This is a genomic window from Yoonia sp. F2084L, assembly GCF_023015625.1.
Taxonomy (GTDB): domain Bacteria; phylum Pseudomonadota; class Alphaproteobacteria; order Rhodobacterales; family Rhodobacteraceae; genus Yoonia.
The window spans coordinates 427,897-450,164 of the sequence record NZ_JALKAH010000004.1 but is presented as its reverse complement, the minus strand read 5'-3'; the positions used below and the strand labels follow the sequence as shown (position 1 = coordinate 450,164).

The window sequence follows — 22,268 nt, the reverse complement described above, 5'->3', positions numbered from 1 at the left end:
TCTTTTGCAGTGTCTGCTGGGTTGCGCGAAGGATGCGCTGCCTTGCTGTATTCGTGGAAAGGCGCTTTAGAAGTCGCCCAGATTTTCAACGCCGTCCGACAAAATCCTGTCGACCTGCTTAAGCACCTGAATTTGAGACTGCACCAGATGATAGGTCCACGCATTGCTATCGACGCGGTAGATTTGGCTGGCGCAGCAGAAACAAGAAGTGCGAGGGCGGGGGAGAGGTGGCAAGGGCCAACACTGCAGCAAGTGACAACTTCATATCTTGTCCTTTCAAATGTGGTGAAAGGCTGGCTGGGGTGGCAAGGACACCCTTGGCTCGCAACGGTGTCAGTTGAAGTCGCGCCCTGCGGTTACGACGGTCAGAAGGTCAATTGATCTGTTCAGGCTTTCGAATGTGTAACCGACCATGATGTCACGCTCATACCAGAAGAGATTCCCGGTCCTGACGCCATCCAAGTCGCGCCAGAACGGGGCAAGGCCGTCCCATTGTGCACTCAGCATTGCCTCTGTCTGATCCCAACGCGGCGCAATGCTGGCAAGCATGACATCCCCGTCAAATTCCTGAATGCGTTCAACGCTCATGCCGTTGAAGCCCTCGGGCTCCTCCGCCTGCAAGGCCGGTTTCGCGAAACCGATATCGTTGATCACCTGATCGATCGCGCCCCAGTTCGGATAGTACCAAAGCCCGTCATCCCACATGTCGAAGCGGGAAACGACGATCGCACCCGGATCACCGATCCTTTGCTTGGCCGCCGCGATGCGGGTTTGATAGGCGGCCCGCTCGGCATCGAACCGGTCCTGAATACCCGCCGCATCAGCGAGCCAGGCCATATGATCGAAAAAGGGCATATCGTCTGGCATCACGATCGTTGGCGCGACCGTCTGCAGTTGGTCCAACACGTCGATCTGGTACCCGCGCATGATGATCAGGTCCGGCCCGGCGGCAGCTACCGCTTCGACATCGGGGGGATTATGGCCGCCAAGGTCAATCAGGCCGGTATCCGCAACGCTGGCATACCCAAGAATGTCGGCAGCGCCACGCACCCAACGCGGACCGCCTTCTGCCTCGCGGGAGACCGTTGCAAAAACAGCTGCCCCCATATCCATTAATGGTGTTGTCACGTCATCGTCGCGCAGCGATGCAATCCGCTGCGGGTTTTCGGGAATGCAGGTTTCGCCCGCCGCATGGGTGAACGCGCGCATGCCAACATCACAGTCGAGCGCAAGGGCAGGCGTGGCAAAAAGAACAAGAGCGGCAGCAAAGGCCCCGTAAAGAGGTTTCATGTTCACTTCCTTTGTCATGTGATTGGCTGGGTGACGCGGAAAGGCGCTGCCTCGCGGTTGATTTGGCTACTCGGATGCCCTGTCGTCTTGATCTGATCTGTCAAAGCTGGCTCCTCGCCTGTGTTCTAAGGATCAAGGCGACAAAGACAGGCACGCCGATCATGGCGGTGACCAGTCCGGCGGGGATCTGAACAGGGGCAAAGGCGGCGCGCCCTGCGAAATCAGCCAGACCGACCAGCAAAGCACCGGTCAGTCCGGTCAGCACCAGATGCATACCGACGCCGGAATGCGCCAGACGGCGGGCAAGATGCGGCGCGACGAGGCCCACGAACCCCAAAGGTCCGACGGCAGCAACCGCCGTTGCGGCCAGTGCTACGGCGAGGATGATCAAGCCCCAGCGCGCCATGCGCACCCGGATGCCAAGACCCGTGGCGACGTCTTCGCCAAACCGGATCGCGGAAAGCGGGCGTGCGGCTGCCATGAACGCAGGGACGACAAAGATCGCAGTTACGGTGAGCCAGCGGACTTCGTCCCAGCCAACCGAATGCACCGACCCGGCAAGCCAGCCCAGTGCCGACATCGCGCGGTCGATATCACCGTAGGTCAGCAAGGCTGATGTCACCGATGAAATCAGCGCCGCAACCCCGATCCCCATCAGAATGAAGCGCAGCGTTTCGCCCCCGCGCCGTGATGATGATGCCAACAGGATCAATGCCGCGACGACCAGTGACCCACCAAACGCCAGAATTGGCCGCATATAATAGCCCATGCCTGGGGCCAGAATTGTGACCGCAACGACAACCAACGCCGCACCCTGGCTGACCCCCACAAGGCTGGGATCTGCCAGAGGATTGCGCGTGACGTATTGCAGTGCGGCCCCTGAAAGCGCCAGAAACGCGCCAACGATAAATGCGACCAGGGTGCGCGGAAACCGAAATTCCCAGACAACGGTGGTGGCCGTGTCAGAGGGTGCGTCGCCAAGCAAAGTTGCCCAGACTTGCGCGCCATCAAGCGGGTAAGACCCCGTCATCAGGCTCCATGTCAGCACGCCGATGATGGCGACAGTCAGACCTACGCTGACAAGCACCGCGCGGTACGGCACACGCAGGGCAAGCCGCCCGCCAAAGCCCTCTAACGTTGTCATGCTCATAACTTGGCCCTCACCAGCCAGATGAACATTGGCGCGCCCAGCATTGTAGTGACGATCCCGGTTGAGATTTCGACGGGCGCCAGAACGACACGGGCTGCGATATCAACCACCGTGACATAGCCCGCCCCGACAATCGCCGAGAATGGCACAATCAGGCGGTAGTCCGATCCCACGAACAGGCGCACCACATGCGGGATGACCAGTCCGACAAACCCAAGTGGCCCGGCGACCGATACCGCCGCCGCGGTCAGAACAACCACCGCCCCCAACGCGATAACCTTGATCCGGAACGTGTCGACGCCCAGTCCTGCGGCCGTTTCCTCGCCCATGGCCAGTGCTGTGACCTGACGGGCGATCACCAATGCGGCGATCAAACCGGCGATGAACCACGGTAGCGCCCAAAGATAGGTTTGCATGTCCCGCCCGGTCAATGAACCGGACAACCACACCCGGAAATTGCGGAACGTATCTTCATTCAGCAAGATCGCCGCACTTTCGATCGCATAAAGAAATCCACCCACCGCAGCCCCGGAAAGGATCAGCGTCAGTGGCGTCGCACCCCCCGGTGCCGCACTCGCGATGGTCCAGACCAGCACCGCACCGATCAAGGCACCAATGGCCGCGAACAACGGCACATATGCGCTACCGGCCAGCCCGAACCAGCCAATCCCGATGATCACCGCAAAGGTCGCCCCCGCCATCAGCCCCAGTATCCCCGGTTCCGCCAGCGGGTTCCGCGTCACCCCTTGCATCAAAGCACCAGCAACCGACAGCGCCGCACCCACACTGATCGCAAAGATCGCACGGGGCATCCGCAGATCGCGGACGACAACATGGTCAAACACCCCGTCTTGCGGGGCTGTGATGGCCTGCCAAACAACCCCCAGCGGGATCGCCTTTGCGCCAACCGAGATGTGCCACAAGAACGCCAGCACGACCCCTCCAAGGCAAAGCCAAAACCCGGTGGCGGCAAATATGGTGCGTGTCGCGTTCATTCCGCAGCAGCCGCCAGCGCGTGCATGGGCACATGATCGGGCGTGCGCGGCAGACACACCGGGCGGCCCGTTTCAGGGTCCGCGATCACATCAGCCCGCAGATCAAAAACTGCGCGCAGTTGGTCGGGGCAGATGACCTCTGCGCCGGTGCCTTCCGCAACGATCTCTCCTTCGCGCATCATCACGATGCGATCAGCAAAGGCGGCAGCAAGGTTCAACTCGTGCAGGACAAGAACCATGGTGCGCCCGTCCTCGTGCACGATGCGCGACAGCAGCGCCATCAGGTCTACCTGCACCTTGAGGTCAAGAAAGGTCGTCGGTTCATCAAGCAAAAGAAGCGGCGTATCCTGCGCCAACACCATCGCCAGCCAACAGCGCTGGCGCTGCCCGCCAGACAGGCTGTGGACAGGGCGGTCAGCGAACTCTGCCAGATCCGTCATGTCCATAGCCCGCTCGACCGCCGCGCGGTCACCAGGCGACCATTGGCGAAACAGTGTCTGGTGCGGGAACCGCCCCTGCGCCACCAATTCGGTCACGGTCAATCCTTCCGGGGCAACAGGCCCCTGCGGCAGGATCGCAAGGCGGGTCGCTACATCGCGCGTGGCGTAGGACGTGATCGGCTGGCCTTGCAACGTGACATGGCCGGTCTTGGGTCTGAGGATCCGCGCAAAAGCCTTGAGCAAGGTCGATTTTCCGCACCCGTTCGGACCCACAAGCGCCGTGATCTGGCCTGCCGCGATCTTCAGATCAATGTTTTTGACGATGGTTGCGTCGCCATAGTCGACCGAAAGTCCGCTGGCTGTCAAAGGTGAATCGGGTGTCATGCAGCAGTCTCCTGTGCTTGCAAAAGACGCGCATAGGCACCGGTTTGCCTTGCAATTTCATCGTGAGACCCGAGCTGCGTCAGCCGTCCGTTTTCCAGCACAGCGATCCTGTCAGCCCGGCGGATCGTGGACAGGCGGTGGGCAATCACAATTGCGGTGCAGCCTGTCAGCAAACCATTGAGGTTGTCCTGAATGGCGGCTTCGGTTTCGGCATCAATCGCGCTGGTCGCCTCATCCAAGATTAAAAGCGGGGCCTTCTTGAGAAGTGCGCGCGCGATGGAAATACGCTGTTTCTGCCCACCCGACAGCCGCACGCCGCGTTCGCCGACAATCGTCTGATAGCCCTTCGGGAGTGCTGTGATGAAGTCATGCGCGCCAGCGGCCTTTGCCGCGGCGATCAGCGCATCCTCATCGGCCATTTGATCGCCAAACCGGATGTTGTCACGGATCGACCCGTTGAACAGGAACACATCCTGCAACACCATCGCCGTATTGCGCCGCAGGTCGGCAAGCGGGACATCGCGCAGGTCGACACCATCCAGTGTAATCCTGCCCGACGTCACATCATAGAAGCGCGCAATCAGATGTGCGAGTGTCGATTTGCCAGCCCCCGTTTGGCCAATCACCGCCACGGTTTCACCGGGCTGAATAGTAAGTGTCAGGTCCCGCAAGACGGGTGCGTCATCGCGATACCGGAAACTGACACCCTCAAGCGCAATCTCACCACGCAATGGTGAGGGCAAACTGCGCGGTGTCACAGGGTCCGCGACCCCTGGCTGCGTGTCCAACAGATCATTGACGCGCTTAAGGCTGGACAGGCCGCGCTGCACCGCCTCGGTTGCCTCAACAACCGTGAACAAGGGCTGATAGAGCGTCACGATATACAGGATGAATGCCACCAGATCCGCCACGGCAAGCTCACCCGCCAAGGCCATGCGCCCGCCGACAAGCACGACCAAAGCCGTGGACACCCCAATCGCGCCTTCAACCGCAGGATCAAACGGAGCAATCAGCGTGCGCGACCGGATTTGCCGACGTGCCAGAAAGTCGGATTTCCGCATGAACCTGCGCTGCGCTGCGGCCTCTTGATTGAAAATCTGTATCTCGCGAATGCCGCTGACGTGGTCCTGCACCAATGCGGCCAGATCGCCCTCGCGGTCCGCCTCGTTGTCAAACGATGGGATCGCCTTGCGACCAACGAAGAACATGATGATCAAGGCAACCGGCAAAGGGATCAGTGCAAGCAGCGTCAAGACCGGCGAGAGGTTGAACAGGATGATCAGAATGCCAAGCGACAGAATGATGGAGACCACGAACCCATAGACCGCATCGGCAATCACAGGTTCCAGCTTAAGCGTGTCATCAATCACCCGCTTGGTGATGTCGCCCGATTTGCGCGCGGCAAACCAGCTTGGCGACAGCCGTTGCAGGTGGGCGTAGACCGCATCGCGCAAATCGCGGCAGGTCTTGAAGGCAACAACATGGGAATAGTGAAACACGGCGGCTTCCGCTGTGCTGCGCCCGACATAGATCCTGACAAGGACCGCAGCGATCAACGTCAGACGAGCGCCCGCATCTTGCGCGCCCGTCTCAATGATCAATACGATCTCGCGGATCATCCAAGGCGCCAGCAGACCTGTTGCCGTCACGGCGAGGATCGCCAGTACGACGACGATCATCGTCCCGCGATAGGGCAGCATATACGTCACAAGCCTGTTCATGGTCGCAAAAGCCAAGTGCCCCCCCCGGGAAACGGTGAAGCTTCCCTTTCTGGTGATGCTAGTGTGGCTTGGGGACGCGGCGGCGCAGTATCAAAATTACCCTGGCTATATCCGACTTTTATTGTCAGGAACTATGAAAAGCAACCGGAATGTTTGTCATCGGAATCAGGCCGCAACTAAGGATGACCGTTCTGGCGACATCGACTACGACGCAACGTTTAAAGTGCTGCCTTCGCGAGAGAATGCTGCGTCAGCAATAGCCGCAGGTGCACAAGTCCACTGCATCCGCATTGCCCACCTTGGCACAGATCGTGATGAAGGTCGGGTTGCGCTGCGAGACACTTGACGGTTGGGCTGATACGGTATGGCGTGGCACCCTGATAAACTCGGAAAGCTTATCGCATCCTCTTAAAGATGGGCGACATCGCGCCTTAATATCCCCGCCTGCGATCAACCAGATAGCGGAACGGCTGGCCTGCTTCGCCGCGCGCGATGTTTTCGGCAATGACATGCGATGCCGTTTCGGGCCGCGTGCTGGACGCGATATGCGGGGTCACGGTCAACTTTGGGTGGGCCCAGAACGGATGCGCCGCAGGCAGAGGTTCAGTGCGAAACACGTCCAAAGTTGCATGAGCGATTTGTCCGCTATCAAGTGCTGCAAGCAATGCATCATCATCAATCAACGGCCCGCGCCCGGGGTTGATGATGAATGCGCCTTTTGCGAGCAAAGCCATGCGTTCGGCATTCAGAATGTTTTCGGTCTCTGGTGTCTGCGGCAACAGCAGGATAACGACCTCCGCCCCCGTAAGCGCGGCGCGTAATCCGTCATCGCCATGCAGGCATGTGATGTTGGGAATGTCTTTCGCACTGCGGCTCCAGCCCGTGACCGGAAAGCCAAGCTGGTGCAGGGCTTGCCCGCACGCGGCCCCCAACGCGCCGACCCCAAGGATGGTGACAGGGCGATGTGCCGCGACCGGTGGATATACAAAATCGCGCCAGACCCCGTCCTGTTTGGTGATGTGTTCATCTATACCAAGGTGATGGCGCAGGGTATGACCGACCACCCATTCGACCATGCCGTTGGTCAGGCTGTCATCGACCAAACGACACAACGGCTGGGTCAAGGTCGCATTGTCCACCACCGTTTCAACCCCGGCCCAAAGGCTCATGATGGCTTTGGTCTTTGTGTAAGGTGTGAAGTCAGTGACCGGTCCATTGGGCGCAAAGACGATATAGTCCACATCGACCGGGTCATGGTCGCGCGATAGGTTCGCTTGCACTCCTGCCTGTGCCAGCGCGTTGGTCAGAGGGCTTTCATACTCGTCCCAGCGTTCTGATTTGGCGGAAAAGAGGATATTTATCATTAGCGGGGCCTATGAATATGCGCGCTTTGTACCAGCCCGAAAGCCACAAGCAGCACCAGCATCGCCGACCCCCCATAGCTGACCAGCGGCAGCGGGACGCCCACCACCGGCGCAAGGCCGGTTACCATCGCCATGTTGACGGCGAAAAACAAAAAGAACGTCATCGCAATGCCAAGTGTCAGCAAGGATGCGAACCGGTCGCGGTTACCCAATGCAGAGATGATGCAGAATATGACGATCAGCAGATAAAGCACCAGCAGCGTGAAGGCACCGACGAAGCCAAATTCTTCGGCCAAGGTGGTGAAGATAAAGTCGGTGTGCTTCTCGGGCAGAAAGTTCAGCCGCGATTGTGTGCCTTGCATAAAACCGCGTCCGGTCCAGCCACCGGATCCCAGCGCAATCTTGGCTTGGGTGATGTGGTAACCTGCGCCTAAAGGATCGTTGGCTGGATCAAGAAATGTATCAATGCGGCGGTACTGGTAGTCTTTCAGCAATTGCCATGTCGTCCCCCGGCTTTGGAACACCGCCATAATACCGGCTACACCAGCACCGACAACGGTTGCGAAATAGGCCCAATGCACACCTGCCAGGAACATAACCGTGGCTCCACCAAGCAGCAACAAAAGTGCAGTTCCCAGATCAGGCTGGTTCAGCACCAGCATTGTGGGTGTAAGAATGAACAATACCGGCAGAACAACCCAAAAGGGATGTGACGTTTTCTTGTTGGGTAACCAGTCATAATAGGCGGCCAGAAACATCACCATCGTGATCTTGGTCAACTCGGAGGGTTGCAGCCGCATGAAGCCCAGATCAATCCAGCGCTGCGCGCCCATCCGCACCTCGCCAAAGAACTCAACGCCCAAAAGCAGTAAAAGCGATCCACCGTAGGCCACGAAAGCCATGTTGCGCCAAAACCAGATCGGCACCATCGCGACGATCAGCATCAGCACCAAGCCAAATGCAAAGCGCTGCATCTGCGGTTCAACCCACGGCGTCATAGAGCCGCCAGCAACGGAATAGAGCATCAAGAATCCGGCACAGGCGACAGCACATAAAAGCAGAATAATCGGCCAGTTCAGATGCAGCAGTTTGCGCAGCCCGGTCGGGACGTATTTGGTGTTGTACTCAAGATAGCTCATGCGCGGCTTCGCCCTTTGGCGCCCGGTGGCACGCGCGCTGCGATACGGCGTTGTTGTTCCGCGATCTTGTCACGCACACCAGCGGGATAGGCCTCAAGCGGGGGCGGCCCGCCATACTGCGCTTGCAACAGAATATCACGGGCGATGGGCGCCGCGGCCCGTGACCCGCCGCCACCATGTTCCACGACAACCGACACCGCATAGCGCGGGTTGTCGTAAGGCGCATAGCCCACAAAAAGCGCGTGGTCGCGGCGTTCCCAAGGTAGGTCTTCGTTCTTGGTCACACCCGCGGCGCGTTCTTCGGGCGTAATCCGGCGTACCTGGCTGGTGCCCGTCTTGCCTGCCATCTTATGCGCCTCATCAACGATCCGCGACCCGTAGGCCGTACCGCGGCGATGGTTGCAAACGTCTTCCATTGACGCGCGGACGCGGCGCAATGTGTTTTCGTTGATGCCAAGGCTTTCACCAAGGCCGGAAGGCTGTTCAACCCCATCGACCAAGCGGATCAGCCTTGGCGTGACAACGCGGCCCGTTGCAATGCGCGCTGACATAACAGCCAGTTGCAAGGGTGAACTCAGCACATAGCCCTGCCCAATTGAGGCGTTGACTGTATCGCCGATCCGCCAGTCTTCGCCGCGTACGCGTGCCTTCCATTCTTTATCGGGTGCGAGGCCTTCGGCCACAGCGGAGAGCGGCAAATCATGGCGCACCCCAAGACCCAGCTTGCGGGCCATCTCTGCCATCTTGTCGATGCCGACACGCTGCGCGATTTCATAGTAATAGCAATCGCAACTTTGCTTAAGGCTTTCATGCAAGTTGATATTGCCGTGACCGCCACGTTTCCAGCAGTGGAAGCGGATATTGAACACATCCGTGAAACCGGGGCAGTAAACCGTTTCATCAGCGGTGACGAAACCTTCCTCCATCGCGGCCATCAATGTGACCATTTTGAAGGTAGAGCCGGGCGGATAAGTACCCTGGACAGCCTTTGCAGCCAGCGGGCGATATTTATCTTCGTTCAACGCGGTCCAGTCGGGCACTGAAATACCGCGCACAAAGAGGTTCGGATCAAACGCAGGTGCAGAAGCAATCGCCCGCAGATCACCGTTTTCAAGGTCAATAACCACCGCACCGGCGGATTCGCCGTCCATCCGAGCCTGCACATAGCTTTGCAGACGGCTGTCGAGCGTCAGTTGGATGTCTTTGCCCGGATCACCTTCTTGGCGGTCCAGCTCGCGCATGATGCGGCCTGCTGCGTTCACCTCAATCCTGCGGGTGCCAGCACTGCCGCGCAAGGTTTGTTCCAGCTTGTTTTCAGCACCGGTTTTGCCGATCTGGAACTTGGGGATTTGCAACAAAGGATCAGGATCGTCGATCCGACTGAGATCAAAGTCGCTGACCGGACCCACGTAGCCCACAACATGAGCCAGATCAGCGCCCCACGGATAAACCCGGCTCAGCCCGACCTCTGCCTGAATACCGGGTAGGGCGGGGGTGTTCAGATTGATCTCTGCGACATCTTCCCAAGACAAGCGATCCGCAATCGTGACCGGGACGAAGGGCGATCTGCGCTGCATCTCTTCCATCGCACGGGACAGATCATCGGGGTCGATGTCCACGATCTCGGTCAGTTTAGCGAGCACTTCACCCACATCACCGGCATCTTCGCGAACCATGACAACGCGGTAGTTCTGCTCATTGTCGGCAATGGCAATGCCGTTGCGGTCAAAGATCAGGCCGCGCGCAGGAGGCAGCAGACGGATATTGATCCGGTTTTCCTCGGCCAAAAGGCGGAATTGGTCGGCTTGTTCGACCTGCATTGATTGCAACCGCCAGCCCAATGCGCCGATCACACCAAGTTGTACACCACCCATCACCAATGCACGGCGGCTGACTGTGCGGACGCTTTCTATGACATCTTTGGGGGGGCGTTTCATAGAACCTGCCCTCTGCTGCCAATTTCACCGGGTGCCGTTCGTGAAACGCCAAAGACGAAATGCGCGACGACGATGACAATCGGGTAAACGACAATCGTGGCAACCATCTCAATCAACGTCAGTGCGAGCGGCGCTTGCGGGGTCATCACCACGGCAATGGCGATCCGGTTGGCCACAGTGATTGCGACGATGCCAAAAGCGACCGTACCCCATTCCACCAAAAGCGGCATATTGCGAAAGTCACGGTTCTGACGGCGGATCGCTTCGGTCAGGATAACGACCAAAGCTGCCCAAAGACCCGGCGGACGCATGAATAGAAAATCGGTGATCAGGAAAAGCACAGCAATCGTTAGCACAGGCAGGTAGTGTGGCTTGCGCGCCACCCACACAAGGGTCGCCACCAGCAAAAGGTCGGGTGCTGCCCAAAGTGTGGGGCGCATATCCAGCGGCACCAGATCGACGACGATCAGGACAAACGCCAAAAGGACAAAGAGGCCCCGGTTCATCCATGTTTTGCCATCTGTACGCTCAGCCATCGGTGAGCTCCGATGTACTGAGCGCCGCAGGGTTGATCGCCGCTGGGCCAAAGAATTCGGCTTCCGGAGTCAGCAGGTTATCGGGATCTGCAATTTCTTCATGCGGTTGCGAGCGCAGGACGCGCAGGAATTCCAATCGCTGATAATCCGCAGCAAGCCGGACGCGCAGCCGATCATCCGTGCCAAGGGCGACTTGGCCCACCAGCAAATCGGCAGGGAAGACCCCGCCATCGCCCGATGACACAACACGGTCGCCCGGACGCACCAGCGCGGTGTCATCCAGAAACTCCAGCGGTGGATTGAGCGAGTTATCACCGGCAAGGATGGCCTTTTGTCCGGACGGTTGGATCGTCACCGGAATGCGACTTGAGGTATCTGTCAGCAACATCACCCGGCTGGTATTCTGACCAACCCCAGCCACGCGGCCCACCAGACCAATGGCATCCATTGTGGGCCAGCCATCAATGATGCCGTCGCGCGCACCTACGTTTACCAAAACGGATTGGCGGAAAGGCGAGCCGCTGTCTGTAATCACGACGCCGGTGACGACGGTCAGCTGCGGATCAAGGCTCACGTTGTTGAGGTCAAGCAGCTTGGCGTTTTCCTGTTCAAGTTGCAGGGCCGCTTCTTTCCACGCTTTCATTTGCTGCAATTCGCGGCGCAGGTCCCGATTTTGTGCGCGCAGCTGCTGATAGCTTTCAAAATCGCTAATCAGATCAGCTGCCCCAGTGATCGGGGCCATCGCCCAATCGAAAGATGGCACGACCGCATCAATGACAGCAGCGCGCAGGCGTTCGACGCGGGGGCTGTCAATGCGCCAGATCAGGAACAACCCGACCAGCGCCAACACCAACACCCCGACCAGCAATCTGCGGATCGGGCCGACGAAATCTTCGCTGTTCTTGTCGCGTGCCAAGGGCCGTTGTTCCCTCGCGTTAGTGTTAGCTGTCGTAGTCTATCACATGCCGCAGCTGTTTTTCATATTCCAGTGCGCGGCCTGTGCCCAATGCTACACAATTGAGTGACTCGTCCGCGACAGAAATCGCCAATCCGGTCTGTTCACGCAGCGCCAGATCAAGCTGGCCCAATAATGCGCCGCCACCTGTGAGCATCACGCCACGATCTACAATATCAGCGGCAAGGTCCGGCGGGGTCGCTTCCAAGGCGGTCATCACAGCCTCGCAGATTTGCTGCACGGGTTCAGCCAAAGCTTCGGCCACCTGCGCTTGGGAAATCTCAGTTTCTTTCGGCACACCATTCAGCAGATCGCGGCCTCGAATATGCATCGACTGGCCGCGGCCGTCATCCGGCATCCGCGCGGTTCCGATGGATGTCTTGATCCGTTCCGCCGTGCTTTCACCGATCAGCAGGTTATGCTGGCGGCGCAGGTAGTTGATAATCGCCTCATCCATGCGGTCACCGCCGACGCGGACGGAGCGGGCATAGACAATGTCGCCGAGCGACAGAACGGCGACCTCGGTTGTGCCGCCGCCGATGTCGACAACCATGTTGCCAGTCGGGTCCGTGATGGGCATGCCAGCACCAATAGCGGCTGCAATGGGTTCCGCAATCAGACCAGCGCGGCGTGCGCCTGCGGATAGAACAGACTGACGGATCGCGCGTTTCTCAACCGGGGTCGCGCCATGTGGGACGCAGACGATGATCTTCGGTTTCGAGAACGTGGACCGGCGGTGCACCTTGCGAATGAAATGCTTGATCATCTCTTCAGCGGTATCAAAATCCGCGATCACACCGTCGCGCATCGGGCGGATTGCCTCGATGCTGCCGGGGGTGCGACCCAGCATCAGTTTGGCGTCTTCACCGACGGCCAGAACCTTCTTGACCCCATCTTTGACATGGTAGGCGACCACCGAAGGTTCAGACAAAATGATGCCCTTGCCTTTGACATAGACCAGCGTGTTCGCTGTGCCCAAGTCAATCGCCATATCTGATGAAAACAATCCGCCGAAGCCTGCCATTTCAGTGGCCTTCCCAATCCCAGTGTCCCTTTTCCGCAAATGCCCTGTTTTGCGGGTTTCATCTGGTTATAGAGACAGTGGGTTGAGGATAGAACCCCTGCTGAAAAGATACGCGGCGGCAATCTGCCGCTTATACTTTTCTGTTCAATCTGGGGCGATTTTGCGAATTTCTAGCAATAGAAGTTATACTTTTACAACTATATGGGCGAAGCGAGTGTGATCTTACGGCCACCGTGGTCTACCGGAAACGAAATGCGGCGACCCAAACAAATGGATCGCCGCTTTGAGATTGAGTCGGACCAGATACACTAGGCGTCCTTGTAGCTCACGCCCTTCACATCATATCCGGGCTCGGATTGTTCGCGCCGGACCAACAAACGGTTCAGCGCGTTGATGTAAGCTTTCGCACTCGCCACAACGGTATCTGTGTCGGCAGATTGACCGGTCGCAATGCGCCCATCTTCTTCCATACGAACAGACACAGTCGCCTGCGCATCGGTGCCCTCGGTCACGGCGCTTACTTGATAGAGTTGCAGGCGTGCACCATGGGCAAAGATCGCTTTGACCGCATTGAATGTGGCATCCACCGGACCGTCACCCGTGGCCGATGTTTCAACATCGGCGCCGTCAACCTCCATCACCATATCGGCCTTTTGCGGGCCGTCGGTGCCGCAAACGACACGCAAGGATTTCAGTTTCAACCGGTCATCCTCGGCGTCATTTTGATAAACTAGCGCCATCAAATCGTCGTCAAAGACTTCCTTCTTGCGGTCGGCCAAATCCTTGAAACGGACAAACACATCGTTCAGCTGATTGTCGGCCAGATCAAATCCCAACTCCTTCAGCTTCGCGCGCAACGCCGCCCGGCCAGAGTGTTTGCCCAAGGGCAGAGAGGTCCCTGCCAAACCCACATCTTCGGGTTTCATGACCTCAAATGTCTCGCGGTTCTTCAGCATGCCGTCTTGGTGGATGCCGCTTTCATGGGCAAAGGCGTTCTTGCCGACGATGGCTTTGTTGAACTGCACCGCAAAACCCGAAACCGTCGCCACACGGCGAGAGATACTCATGATCTTGCGCGTGTCGATTTTGGTGGTGTAGGGCATGATGTCGCCACGCACTTTCAGCGCCATGACGACCTCTTCCAATGCGGTATTGCCAGCGCGCTCGCCCAGTCCGTTGATCGTGCATTCGATCTGCCGGGCACCGCCTTCAACGGCGGCCAGCGAGTTCGCGGTCGCCATGCCAAGGTCATTGTGGCAATGCGTGGCAAAGACCACGTCATCGGCACCGGGAACGGTGGAGATCAGGTTGCGGATCAAATCCGCACTCTCAACAGGCGCAGTGTAACCCACAGTGTCAGGAATGTTGATCGTGGTCGCACCGGCCTTGATCGCAATCTCGACCACACGGCACAGATAATCCCACTCCGTCCGGGTTGCATCCATTGGCGACCACTGCACGTTCTCACAAAGATTACGCGCGTGGGTCACGGTGTCGTGGATACGCTCGGCCATCTCATCCATATTCAGGTTCGGGATCGCGCGGTGCAGGGGTGAGGTGCCGATGAAGGTGTGGATGCGCGGGGATTTGGCGTGCTTCACGGCCTCCCAGCACCGGTCAATATCTTTGTAGTTGGCGCGGGATAGGCCGCAGATCGTGGCCGACTTCGCCAGTTTCGCAATCTCGCTCACCGCTTGAAAGTCGCCCTCGGATGCGATCGGGAAACCCGCTTCGATGATGTCGACACCCATGTCGTCCAGCATCTCGGCGATTTCCAGTTTCTCGTCGTGGGTCATGGTCGCACCTGGCGATTGCTCGCCGTCGCGCAGGGTTGTGTCGAAAATCAACACTTCGTTCGATTTGGTCATTTTTGAATTCCTTTGGTCCTTAGCATGTCTTGGCGCGTTTCACCTCTGAGCGGTCGCGCCGACAGGCACGCTCAGAGGCAGCTAAGGAGTAGGATGTCGCGCGAAAGCAGCCCCTTGGAGGCTGTGCTTGTGATATGTGCGCGTGTCATCATGGGCGCGACTATACCGGCGAAACTTTTGTTGAAAAGGGCTTATTACATTCTGCGCAGGAGTTTTTTTGCCAAGGTGCACCAGCAGCAAGAGACCCTGTGCAGAGTTGATCTGGCGTGATGGCTGTCTGACTTGTCCCTTGGTTGGCTGGCGCTAAGTCTATGCAGACTAAGGGAGAATTGCATGCGCGCATTGGTTATTGGGGCAAGTGGCGGTATCGGGTCCGCCGTTTTCAAACGGCTGCAAAATGACGGATGGGATGTGACAGGTCTGTCGCGCTCGATTGATGGTTTCGATGTAGGCAATGCCGCATCAGTTGAGCGCGGGATGGGCCAGCTGACAGGGCCTTTTGATCTGATCTTTGTGGCAGTTGGCATTTTGGCGCCGCTTTGGGGCAACCCGGAAAAGAACCTTTCAGCCATCAAGCCTGATGAAATGGCCCGTGTATTGGCCGTGAACACGATTGGGCCTGCGCTGATCCTGCGCCATGCTGCCCGGCTTTTGCCAAAGGACGGGCGTGGTGTGATTGCGACCTTGTCGGCCCGCGTGGGGTCGATTGGTGATAATCAGATCGGCGGGTGGTATTCATATCGTGCGTCAAAGGCAGCCCTCAACCAAATCGTACATGGGGCCGCGATTGAGTTGGGGCGCAGCCACAAGCAATCTGTTTGCGTCGCTTTGCATCCCGGCACGGTTGAGACACCGTTCACGCAAAACTACGCTGGTCGTCACAAAACAGTTCCGGCAGAAGAAGCCGCAGCAAACCTGTTGGATGTCCTGTCAAAGCTGACACCTGACCAAAGCGGTGGCTTCTTTGATTATGCAGGACAGGAGATCGCGTGGTGAGGCTTGTTCTTGTTCTTGGTGACCAACTTTCGACGAACCTGTCTGCTTTGCAAAAGACAGACAAGACGCAGGATGTTGTCGTGATGGCCGAGGTGACGGGCGAGGCGACTTATGTCCCTCACCATCCCAAAAAGATCGCTTTCACCTTCATGGCCATGCGCAAGTTTGCCGAAAAACTACGCGGGCAGGGCTGGACGGTCGCCTACACGCAGCTTGATGACGCAGATAACACCGGCTCCATCACTGGCGAGTTAATCCGCCGTGCTACTGAACATGATGCCACAGGCGTTGTTTACACCGAACCCGGCGAATGGCGGTTGATCGAAGCGTTGGGTGATATGCCGTTAAAGTCGCATAGCCTGCCCGACACCCGCTTTATCGCGACGCATCAGGAGTTTGACGGTTGGGCCGAAGGCCGCAAGCAGCTGCGAATGGAGTATTTCTATCGCGACATGCGCCGCAAGACGGGCCTGCTGATGGACGGTGATAAACCCGAGGGCGGCAAGTGGAACTACGATCACGACAACCGCAAACCTGCCCCGGATCAGGTGGATTTTGCAGGGCCGTTAAAGTTCGCGCCGGATAAGGATGTACTCAATCTGGTTGACGCTCGCTTTGGTGACAACTTCGGTGACCTGCACCCGTTCTGGTTTGCGACAGATGCCGAACAAGCCCAGGAACAACTGACCCATTGGATTGAAGGTGGCCTGCAAAAGTTCGGCGACTTTCAGGATGCGATGCTGAATGACAATCGTTTCCTTTATCACTCATTGATCAGTTTCTATCTGAATGCCGGACTGCTTGATCCGCTTGACGTCTGCCAACAGGTTGAGGCCGCCTATCGGGCAGGACAGGCCCCGCTGAACGCTGTCGAAGGGTTCATTCGTCAGATTATCGGCTGGCGCGAATATGTGCGCGGCATCTATTTCCGCGAAGGGCCTGACTACACATCGCGCAACGCGTTGGGTCATGACCGCAAGCTGCCGGCGATGTACTGGGGCGCTGAGACCAAAATGAACTGCATGGCCAAGGCCATTGGGCAAACGCAGGCCGAGGCCTATGCCCACCACATCCAGCGCCTGATGGTGACAGGCAACTTCGCGCTGTTGTCCGGGATTAACCCGGCTGAGGTGCATGAATGGTATCTGGCGGTCTATGCTGACGCTTATGAATGGGTTGAGGCGCCCAACGTGATCGGGATGAGCCAGTTTGCAGATGACGGCATTATCGCGTCAAAGCCCTACATCTCGTCCGGCAACTACATTCATAAGATGTCAGATCATTGTGGGGCTTGCGCATACCGGGTGCAGGACAAGACGGGCAAAGACGCCTGTCCCTTCAACCTGCTTTACTGGCACTTTCTGGATCGCCATCGGGAACGGTTCAAGGGCAATCCGCGCATGGGGAATATGTACCGGGTCTGGGACCGGATGGATGAAGAACGGCGCGAAACCGTGCTGAAGGAGGCATCCGATTTCCTTGACCGGATGGATGCAGGTAAAGTCGTTTAGCCGCAGCGCAACGGTTTTTGTCTAAAGTACAATCGTATATCGGGCCGTGGGAAAGCATCTGGAGGAACAATGACGCAGTCGATCGGAACGTCTTTCAGAAATGCTGAGGTGGTTGATCTCTACCTCCATCGTCCGCCTTATCCGCAAGCGCTTTATGACAAACTGATAGAGTTGGCACCGGCACATGACAGATTGCTTGATCTGGGGTGTGGCCATGGGAAAATCGCCAGACGGCTGGCCGATACTTTTGGCGACATCACCGCAGTTGATCCATCAAAGCAAATGATCGCATTGGGCAAAACACTGGAAAATGGGTGCGCGGACAATATCCAATGGATCGAGAGCATCGCTGAAGATGCGCCTCTGTCGGGACAGTATGATGTTGTCGTTGCCGCTCTAAGCATTCACTGGATGGATTATGCACGCTTGTTTCCAAAGCTCGGCGTGCATCTCAAACCACACTATCTTTTTGCGGTTATTGTCGGTGATGGCGCACATGAACCTCCGTGGGAGGCGGATTGGCAAAGTTTCCTAGGCAGGTGGGTGCCTTTGATTACTGGGCAGATATTCCAAAGAAACAGTGGCACGTCATTTTGGGAAGACTATCAGAACCACGTGAATGTGACGCAAGAGTTTGAGTTCATTTCTGGCCCAATCAAGCAAACAGTGGATGATTTCATCCTGTGCCAGCATTCACGCGATACTTTTGCCTTCTCAAAGCTGGGTGATCAAAAGGATCGCTTTGACGCAGAACTTGCAGAGCTTCTGGGTCCTCACGCGGATGATAATGGGCAGTTGCAGTTTCGCAGCTTTACAAAGCTAACGGCTGCGAAAGTTGCGCCCTGTTAGGCATCACGCACAAAAAAGGCTCTCAGCTGATGCCAAGAGCCTCTTAATCTAAGTCGAAAATCAGTGTTTAGTTTTCGCCAGTTTCTGACACCAGCGCCCCATCGGACCAGATGCCGATGCTTTCCTGACCTGTGGCGTAGCGCATGATGCCTTCGCCCTCGCGGCGACCACGCACAAAGTTGCCTTCGTAGACGTCGCCGTTTGCATAGGTCGCAAGCCCCGCGCCGCTGATTTCGCCGTCTTGCCACTGGCCGACATAGTTGAACCCGTCGGGCAGTGTGATTTCACCGTCGCCATTGCGCTGACCGTTCAGGAATTCACCGACATAGACAGTACCGTCCGCATAGACCGCGCGACCCAGACCGTTGCGCTGGCCTTCGGACCACTGGCCTTCATACACGTAGCCGTCGGCATAAGTCATTTTGCCCTGACCGTGGTTCTTGGCGTTCAGGAATTCGCCTTCATAAACAAGGCCGTTCACGTAAGTTGCCACGCCAACACCATTGATCACGCCTACTTGCCAGTCGCCTTCATAGGTCGATCCGTCAGGGTAGGTGATCGTGCCTTTGCCATCAGCCAGATCATCGACGAATCTGCCAACGTAGACCGACCCGTCGGGATAAGTCACTTGGCCTTCGCCTTCGATTTGGCCTTCAACCCATGCGCCTGTGTAGACATAGCCATCGGTCCCGCGGAAGGTACCTGTGCCATGCCGGCGGTCATTCATAAAGGTGCCTTCATAGGTGTCACCATTGGCATAGACGACGGACCCTTCGCCTTCGCGGCGGCCATTGATCAGCGCGCCTTGATAGACGTCGCCATTGGGCTGGGACAACGTGCCCACGCCTTGAATTTGGCCGTCAACCCATTCGCCGCTGTAGATCAGACCATCTGCCATTGTCAGCGTGCCAATGCCATGACGCTCGCCTGCTTTCAGGGTGCCATCGTAGATCGCGCCATCGGGATAGGTGATCTTGCCTTGGCCTTCTTTGGCGCCGTTGATCCACTCGCCCTCGTAAACATAGCCGCCGGGGCTTGTCATGATGCCGACACCGTTGTGTCGGGCGTTGCGGAACTCGCCTTGATAAACCACACCGTTTGCATATTCAGCGACACCCTGGCCGGTGATATTGCCGTCGACCCATTCGCCCTCGAAGGTGCCACCATCGGCAAATGTGATTCGCCCTTGGCCTTCTGGCTTGCCTGCGGCAAACGATCCTTCATAGACAGAGCCATTGGGGAAGCGCGCAATCCCTTCGCCACGGATTTCACCTTCGACCCATTGACCGGTATATTCATACCCATTGGGGAGGCGGTACGTTCCCGTGCCGTCCTGCTTGCCATCAACGAATGTACCTTCGTAGATACCGCCGTCATCATACTGCTTTGTCTGGACGTCTTGTGCGGTCGCACTGGTCGCAACACCTGCTGCTAAGATGGCAACAGCAATACCTTTTGATAGTCCAAACATCGTCATCGGTTTCTCCGTTTGTATCACGTTGGCGCAGCTTATGGGACGGGGTGTCACCTGACAACGGTTAACACCACGCAGTCGCAAACAGCTTTCCCCTGCGCCTCTTTCTGCTACATGCATGACAAGGCTTTGGGACAAAACTATGACAAAATTATTTCGCCTCACGATTGCGCAATTGAACCCTACTGTGGGCAACCTTGCAGGGAATGCTGATCAGGCCCGTGCGGCCTGGGCCAAGGGCAAAGAAGCGGGCGCTGATCTGGTGGCACTACCAGAGATGTTTTTGACCGGCTACCAGACCCAGGACCTTGTGGCCAAACCCGCCTTTGTTGCGGATGCCATGAGACATCTGATGGATTTGGCCCACGATTGCGCGGACGGTCCGGCCTTGTCTATTGGTGCGCCAGTGGTTGAGGACGAGCGACTTTACAATGCCTATTTCACCCTGCGCGGAGGCGAGATTGCGGCCACCGCCCGCAAACACTTTTTGCCCAATTTCAATGTTTTTGACGAAGTCCGCCTGTTCAAAAGCGCCGAGATCGCCGGTCCCTATATGATCAACAATGGCGCACGCATCGGCCATCCGATCTGTGAAGATGCCTGGTACCCGGACGTTTGCGAAGCGATGGTCGAAAGCGGGGCCGAGATTCTGGTCGTGCCCAATGGCTCGCCTTATTTCCGCAACAAGTTTCCGATCCGCATGAATACCATCGTGTCACGGGTCATCGAAAACAACGTACCGATTGTCTACATCAACATGATGGGTGCGCAGGACGATCAGATGTTTGACGGCGGCTCATTCGTGCTGAACCGTGGCGGCAAGCTGGCGGTGCAAATGCCGGTACTGGAAACGGCCGTCACACATGTCGATTTTGAGCTGACGGACGAAGGCTGGACCGCAAAAGATGGCGAAAAAGCGACTCATCCTGATGCGATGGAACAAGACTACGGCGTGATGGTGCATGCGCTGCGCGACTACATGGCGAAAACCGGGTTCAAAAAGGTGCTGTTGGGTCTGTCTGGTGGGATCGACAGTGCCATTGTTGCCGCAATCGCGGTGGACGCGCTTGGCGCTGAAAACGTCCGCTGTGTGATGCTGCCATCGGAATACACCTCGCAGGGCTCGCTTGATGATGCGGCAGCGGCTGCCGATGCGCTGGGCTGCAAGTATGACACCATCAGCATCGCAGGACCCCGTGCTGCGGTGACCGAAGCACTCGCTCCGCTTTTTGACGGATTGGCCGAGGACCTGACCGAGGAAAACATCCAATCGCGTCTGCGGGGCCTGTTGCTGATGGCACAGTCCAACAAGTTTGGTGAAATGCTTTTGACCACCGGCAACAAATCCGAGGTCGCGGTTGGCTATGCCACGATCTATGGTGACATGTCTGGCGGTTATAACCCCATCAAAGATATGTATAAAACCCGCGTGTTCGATGCCGCGCGCTGGCGCAATGCCAACCACCGCGACTGGATGATGGGCCCGGCAGGTGAGGTTGTTCCGGTGGCGATCATCGACAAACCGCCCTCGGCCGAACTGCGACCCGATCAGCGCGACGATGACAGTCTGCCACCATATGACGTGCTTGACGGCATCCTGATGATGCTGGTGGATCAAGAAGCGTCGGTCGCGGATTGCGTCGCCGCTGGATACGACCGTGATACGGTAAAACGGGTGGAACATCTGATCTACATCAGCGAATACAAGCGGTTCCAATCCGCGCCCGGCCCACGCCTGTCAGATCGGGCGTTCTGGCTTGACCGCCGCTATCCTATCGTGAACCGCTGGCGTGATGGCAGTTGAACCGCAGTTCACGCGGCAGGCGCGTCTTAATGATGCTCTGACCGCAGCGCGCGGCCAGGCAACAGTACCAGAGGGCAAGGGTGGGCATGTGTTCGTCGATGGCACGTTGCACCGGATTCTTGATATCAGCGACCTGATCAAAGGGTCCGGGGCCTTCGCCTATTCCGTCAACGAAAACGAACTGGCTCATCTGTGTGCGCATGTTGATGTGACGGCTCTGGGCTTCAACGGGCTGCGCACGACTACGCTTGCACCGCTCCGCCAAATGAAGGGGCTTACCGGGCTTGGGCTTTGGTGGGTGCAAAAGCTGTCCAATCTTTCGCCACTTGCCGATCTTTGTTTGGACTGTCTCGTGCTGGATGACCTGCGTTATGCCAATGACATCACACCGCTTGCGCAGATCAAAAAACTGCGGGCGTTGGCAATTTCGGGCGGAATGAATACGACGCAGCTGATCAACACGTTAGAGCCGCTGACACATCTGCGCCATTTGCGCGAATTACGACTGACGGCGATTAAGCTGGGTGATGACAGCTTGCGTCCCTTGGCCCACTGCGCGGCTCTTACCGATCTAAGCCTGCCAAACACCTTTCCGACCGAAGACTACGCTTACCTGCGCGCAAAATGCCCTGATCTGCGCTGCAAAGACCTTGTTGCCTATCAAAGCACCGGCTCAATCTCGCGAAGCAATGAGGTTATGGTCACCGGACGGCGCAAACCATTCCTGAACCTCAAGAAAGATGAAAAGCGGCTGACAGATTATCAGAGAAAGTTTGATGCTCTGGTCGCGGGCTTCCTGTCTTCAGGTGATAACCCATAGGGCAGCAGCAA

18 protein-coding genes are annotated in these 22,268 nt (G+C 57.5%); 5 read left to right on the top strand and 13 right to left on the bottom strand.

Annotation, left to right across the window (positions count from 1 at the left end):
• Positions 1 to 333 precede the first annotated feature (333 nt).
• The 12 genes from MWU60_RS13995 to MWU60_RS13940 form a co-directional block, all read right to left on the bottom strand.
• Positions 334 to 1,290 (bottom strand): ABC transporter substrate-binding protein, encoded by a 957-nt coding sequence (locus MWU60_RS13995; RefSeq protein ID WP_247227986.1) that lies wholly within the window; start codon positions 1,288 to 1,290, stop codon positions 334 to 336.
• A 100-nt stretch (positions 1,291 to 1,390) separates the two neighbouring features.
• Positions 1,391 to 2,440, bottom strand: coding sequence for an iron ABC transporter permease (locus tag MWU60_RS13990; RefSeq protein WP_247227985.1), 1,050 nt, complete (start codon positions 2,438 to 2,440; stop codon positions 1,391 to 1,393).
• The gene (locus tag MWU60_RS13985) at positions 2,437 to 3,435 is read right to left on the bottom strand and encodes an iron ABC transporter permease (protein WP_247227984.1); all 999 of its coding nucleotides are present in this window, start codon (positions 3,433 to 3,435) and stop codon (positions 2,437 to 2,439) included. The genes MWU60_RS13990 and MWU60_RS13985 overlap by 4 nt, the downstream gene beginning before the upstream one ends.
• Complete coding sequence (locus tag MWU60_RS13980) at positions 3,432 to 4,259, bottom strand: ABC transporter ATP-binding protein (protein WP_247227983.1); 828 nt, start codon at positions 4,257 to 4,259, stop codon at positions 3,432 to 3,434. The genes MWU60_RS13985 and MWU60_RS13980 overlap by 4 nt, the downstream gene beginning before the upstream one ends.
• Positions 4,256 to 5,959: an ABC transporter ATP-binding protein gene (locus MWU60_RS13975; RefSeq protein ID WP_247227982.1), complete on the bottom strand. Its 1,704-nt coding sequence runs from the start codon at positions 5,957 to 5,959 to the stop codon at positions 4,256 to 4,258. The genes MWU60_RS13980 and MWU60_RS13975 overlap by 4 nt, the downstream gene beginning before the upstream one ends.
• A gap of 452 nt (positions 5,960 to 6,411) precedes the next feature.
• Positions 6,412 to 7,344: a glyoxylate/hydroxypyruvate reductase A gene (locus tag MWU60_RS13970; protein ID WP_247227981.1), complete on the bottom strand. Its 933-nt coding sequence runs from the start codon at positions 7,342 to 7,344 to the stop codon at positions 6,412 to 6,414.
• A complete protein-coding gene (gene rodA, locus MWU60_RS13965; RefSeq protein WP_247227980.1) occupies positions 7,344 to 8,483 on the bottom strand; it encodes a rod shape-determining protein RodA in 1,140 nt (379 codons plus the stop codon). Before rodA ends, MWU60_RS13970 begins: the two co-directional genes overlap by 1 nt.
• Positions 8,480 to 10,420: a penicillin-binding protein 2 gene (mrdA, locus tag MWU60_RS13960; RefSeq protein ID WP_247227979.1), complete on the bottom strand. Its 1,941-nt coding sequence runs from the start codon at positions 10,418 to 10,420 to the stop codon at positions 8,480 to 8,482. The genes rodA and mrdA overlap by 4 nt, the downstream gene beginning before the upstream one ends.
• Positions 10,417 to 10,956 carry a rod shape-determining protein MreD gene (locus MWU60_RS13955; protein WP_247227977.1) on the bottom strand — a complete coding sequence of 180 codons (540 nt, stop codon included), beginning with the start codon at positions 10,954 to 10,956 and terminating at the stop codon, positions 10,417 to 10,419. Before MWU60_RS13955 ends, mrdA begins: the two co-directional genes overlap by 4 nt.
• Entirely contained in the window at positions 10,949 to 11,872 is a 924-nt protein-coding gene (gene mreC / locus MWU60_RS13950; protein ID WP_247227976.1) for a rod shape-determining protein MreC, read from the bottom strand. Before mreC ends, MWU60_RS13955 begins: the two co-directional genes overlap by 8 nt.
• Before the next feature lie 25 nt (positions 11,873 to 11,897).
• Positions 11,898 to 12,935, bottom strand: coding sequence for a rod shape-determining protein (locus MWU60_RS13945; RefSeq protein ID WP_100367661.1), 1,038 nt, complete (start codon positions 12,933 to 12,935; stop codon positions 11,898 to 11,900).
• A gap of 308 nt (positions 12,936 to 13,243) precedes the next feature.
• Positions 13,244 to 14,803 (bottom strand): 2-isopropylmalate synthase, encoded by a 1,560-nt coding sequence (locus MWU60_RS13940; protein ID WP_247227975.1) that lies wholly within the window; start codon positions 14,801 to 14,803, stop codon positions 13,244 to 13,246.
• A gap of 333 nt (positions 14,804 to 15,136) precedes the next feature.
• Between MWU60_RS13940 and MWU60_RS13935 the strand changes: the two genes are divergently transcribed.
• The 3 genes from MWU60_RS13935 (at position 15,137) to MWU60_RS13925 (ending at position 18,159) form a co-directional block, all read left to right on the top strand.
• On the top strand, positions 15,137 to 15,799 hold the full coding sequence (locus tag MWU60_RS13935; RefSeq protein WP_247227974.1) for an SDR family NAD(P)-dependent oxidoreductase: 663 nt from the start codon (positions 15,137 to 15,139) through the stop codon (positions 15,797 to 15,799).
• A complete protein-coding gene (locus MWU60_RS13930; protein ID WP_247227973.1) occupies positions 15,793 to 17,310 on the top strand; it encodes a cryptochrome/photolyase family protein in 1,518 nt (505 codons plus the stop codon). Before MWU60_RS13935 ends, MWU60_RS13930 begins: the two co-directional genes overlap by 7 nt.
• 69 nt (positions 17,311 to 17,379) lie before the next feature.
• Complete coding sequence (locus MWU60_RS13925; protein ID WP_247227972.1) at positions 17,380 to 18,159, top strand: class I SAM-dependent methyltransferase; 780 nt, start codon at positions 17,380 to 17,382, stop codon at positions 18,157 to 18,159.
• 67 nt (positions 18,160 to 18,226) lie between these two features.
• On the opposite strand, the gene MWU60_RS13920 is transcribed toward MWU60_RS13925, so the two are convergent.
• Complete coding sequence (locus MWU60_RS13920; protein WP_247227971.1) at positions 18,227 to 19,636, bottom strand: 2-isopropylmalate synthase; 1,410 nt, start codon at positions 19,634 to 19,636, stop codon at positions 18,227 to 18,229.
• Positions 19,637 to 19,775: 139 nt separating this feature from the next.
• Here MWU60_RS13920 and MWU60_RS13915 point away from each other — a divergent pair, with 139 nt between their 5' ends.
• Positions 19,776 to 21,437 (top strand): NAD+ synthase, encoded by a 1,662-nt coding sequence (locus MWU60_RS13915; RefSeq protein ID WP_247227970.1) that lies wholly within the window; start codon positions 19,776 to 19,778, stop codon positions 21,435 to 21,437.
• Positions 21,427 to 22,257: a hypothetical protein gene (locus MWU60_RS13910; RefSeq protein WP_247227969.1), complete on the top strand. Its 831-nt coding sequence runs from the start codon at positions 21,427 to 21,429 to the stop codon at positions 22,255 to 22,257. The genes MWU60_RS13915 and MWU60_RS13910 overlap by 11 nt, the downstream gene beginning before the upstream one ends.
• The last annotated feature ends 11 nt before the right edge of the window (positions 22,258 to 22,268 follow it).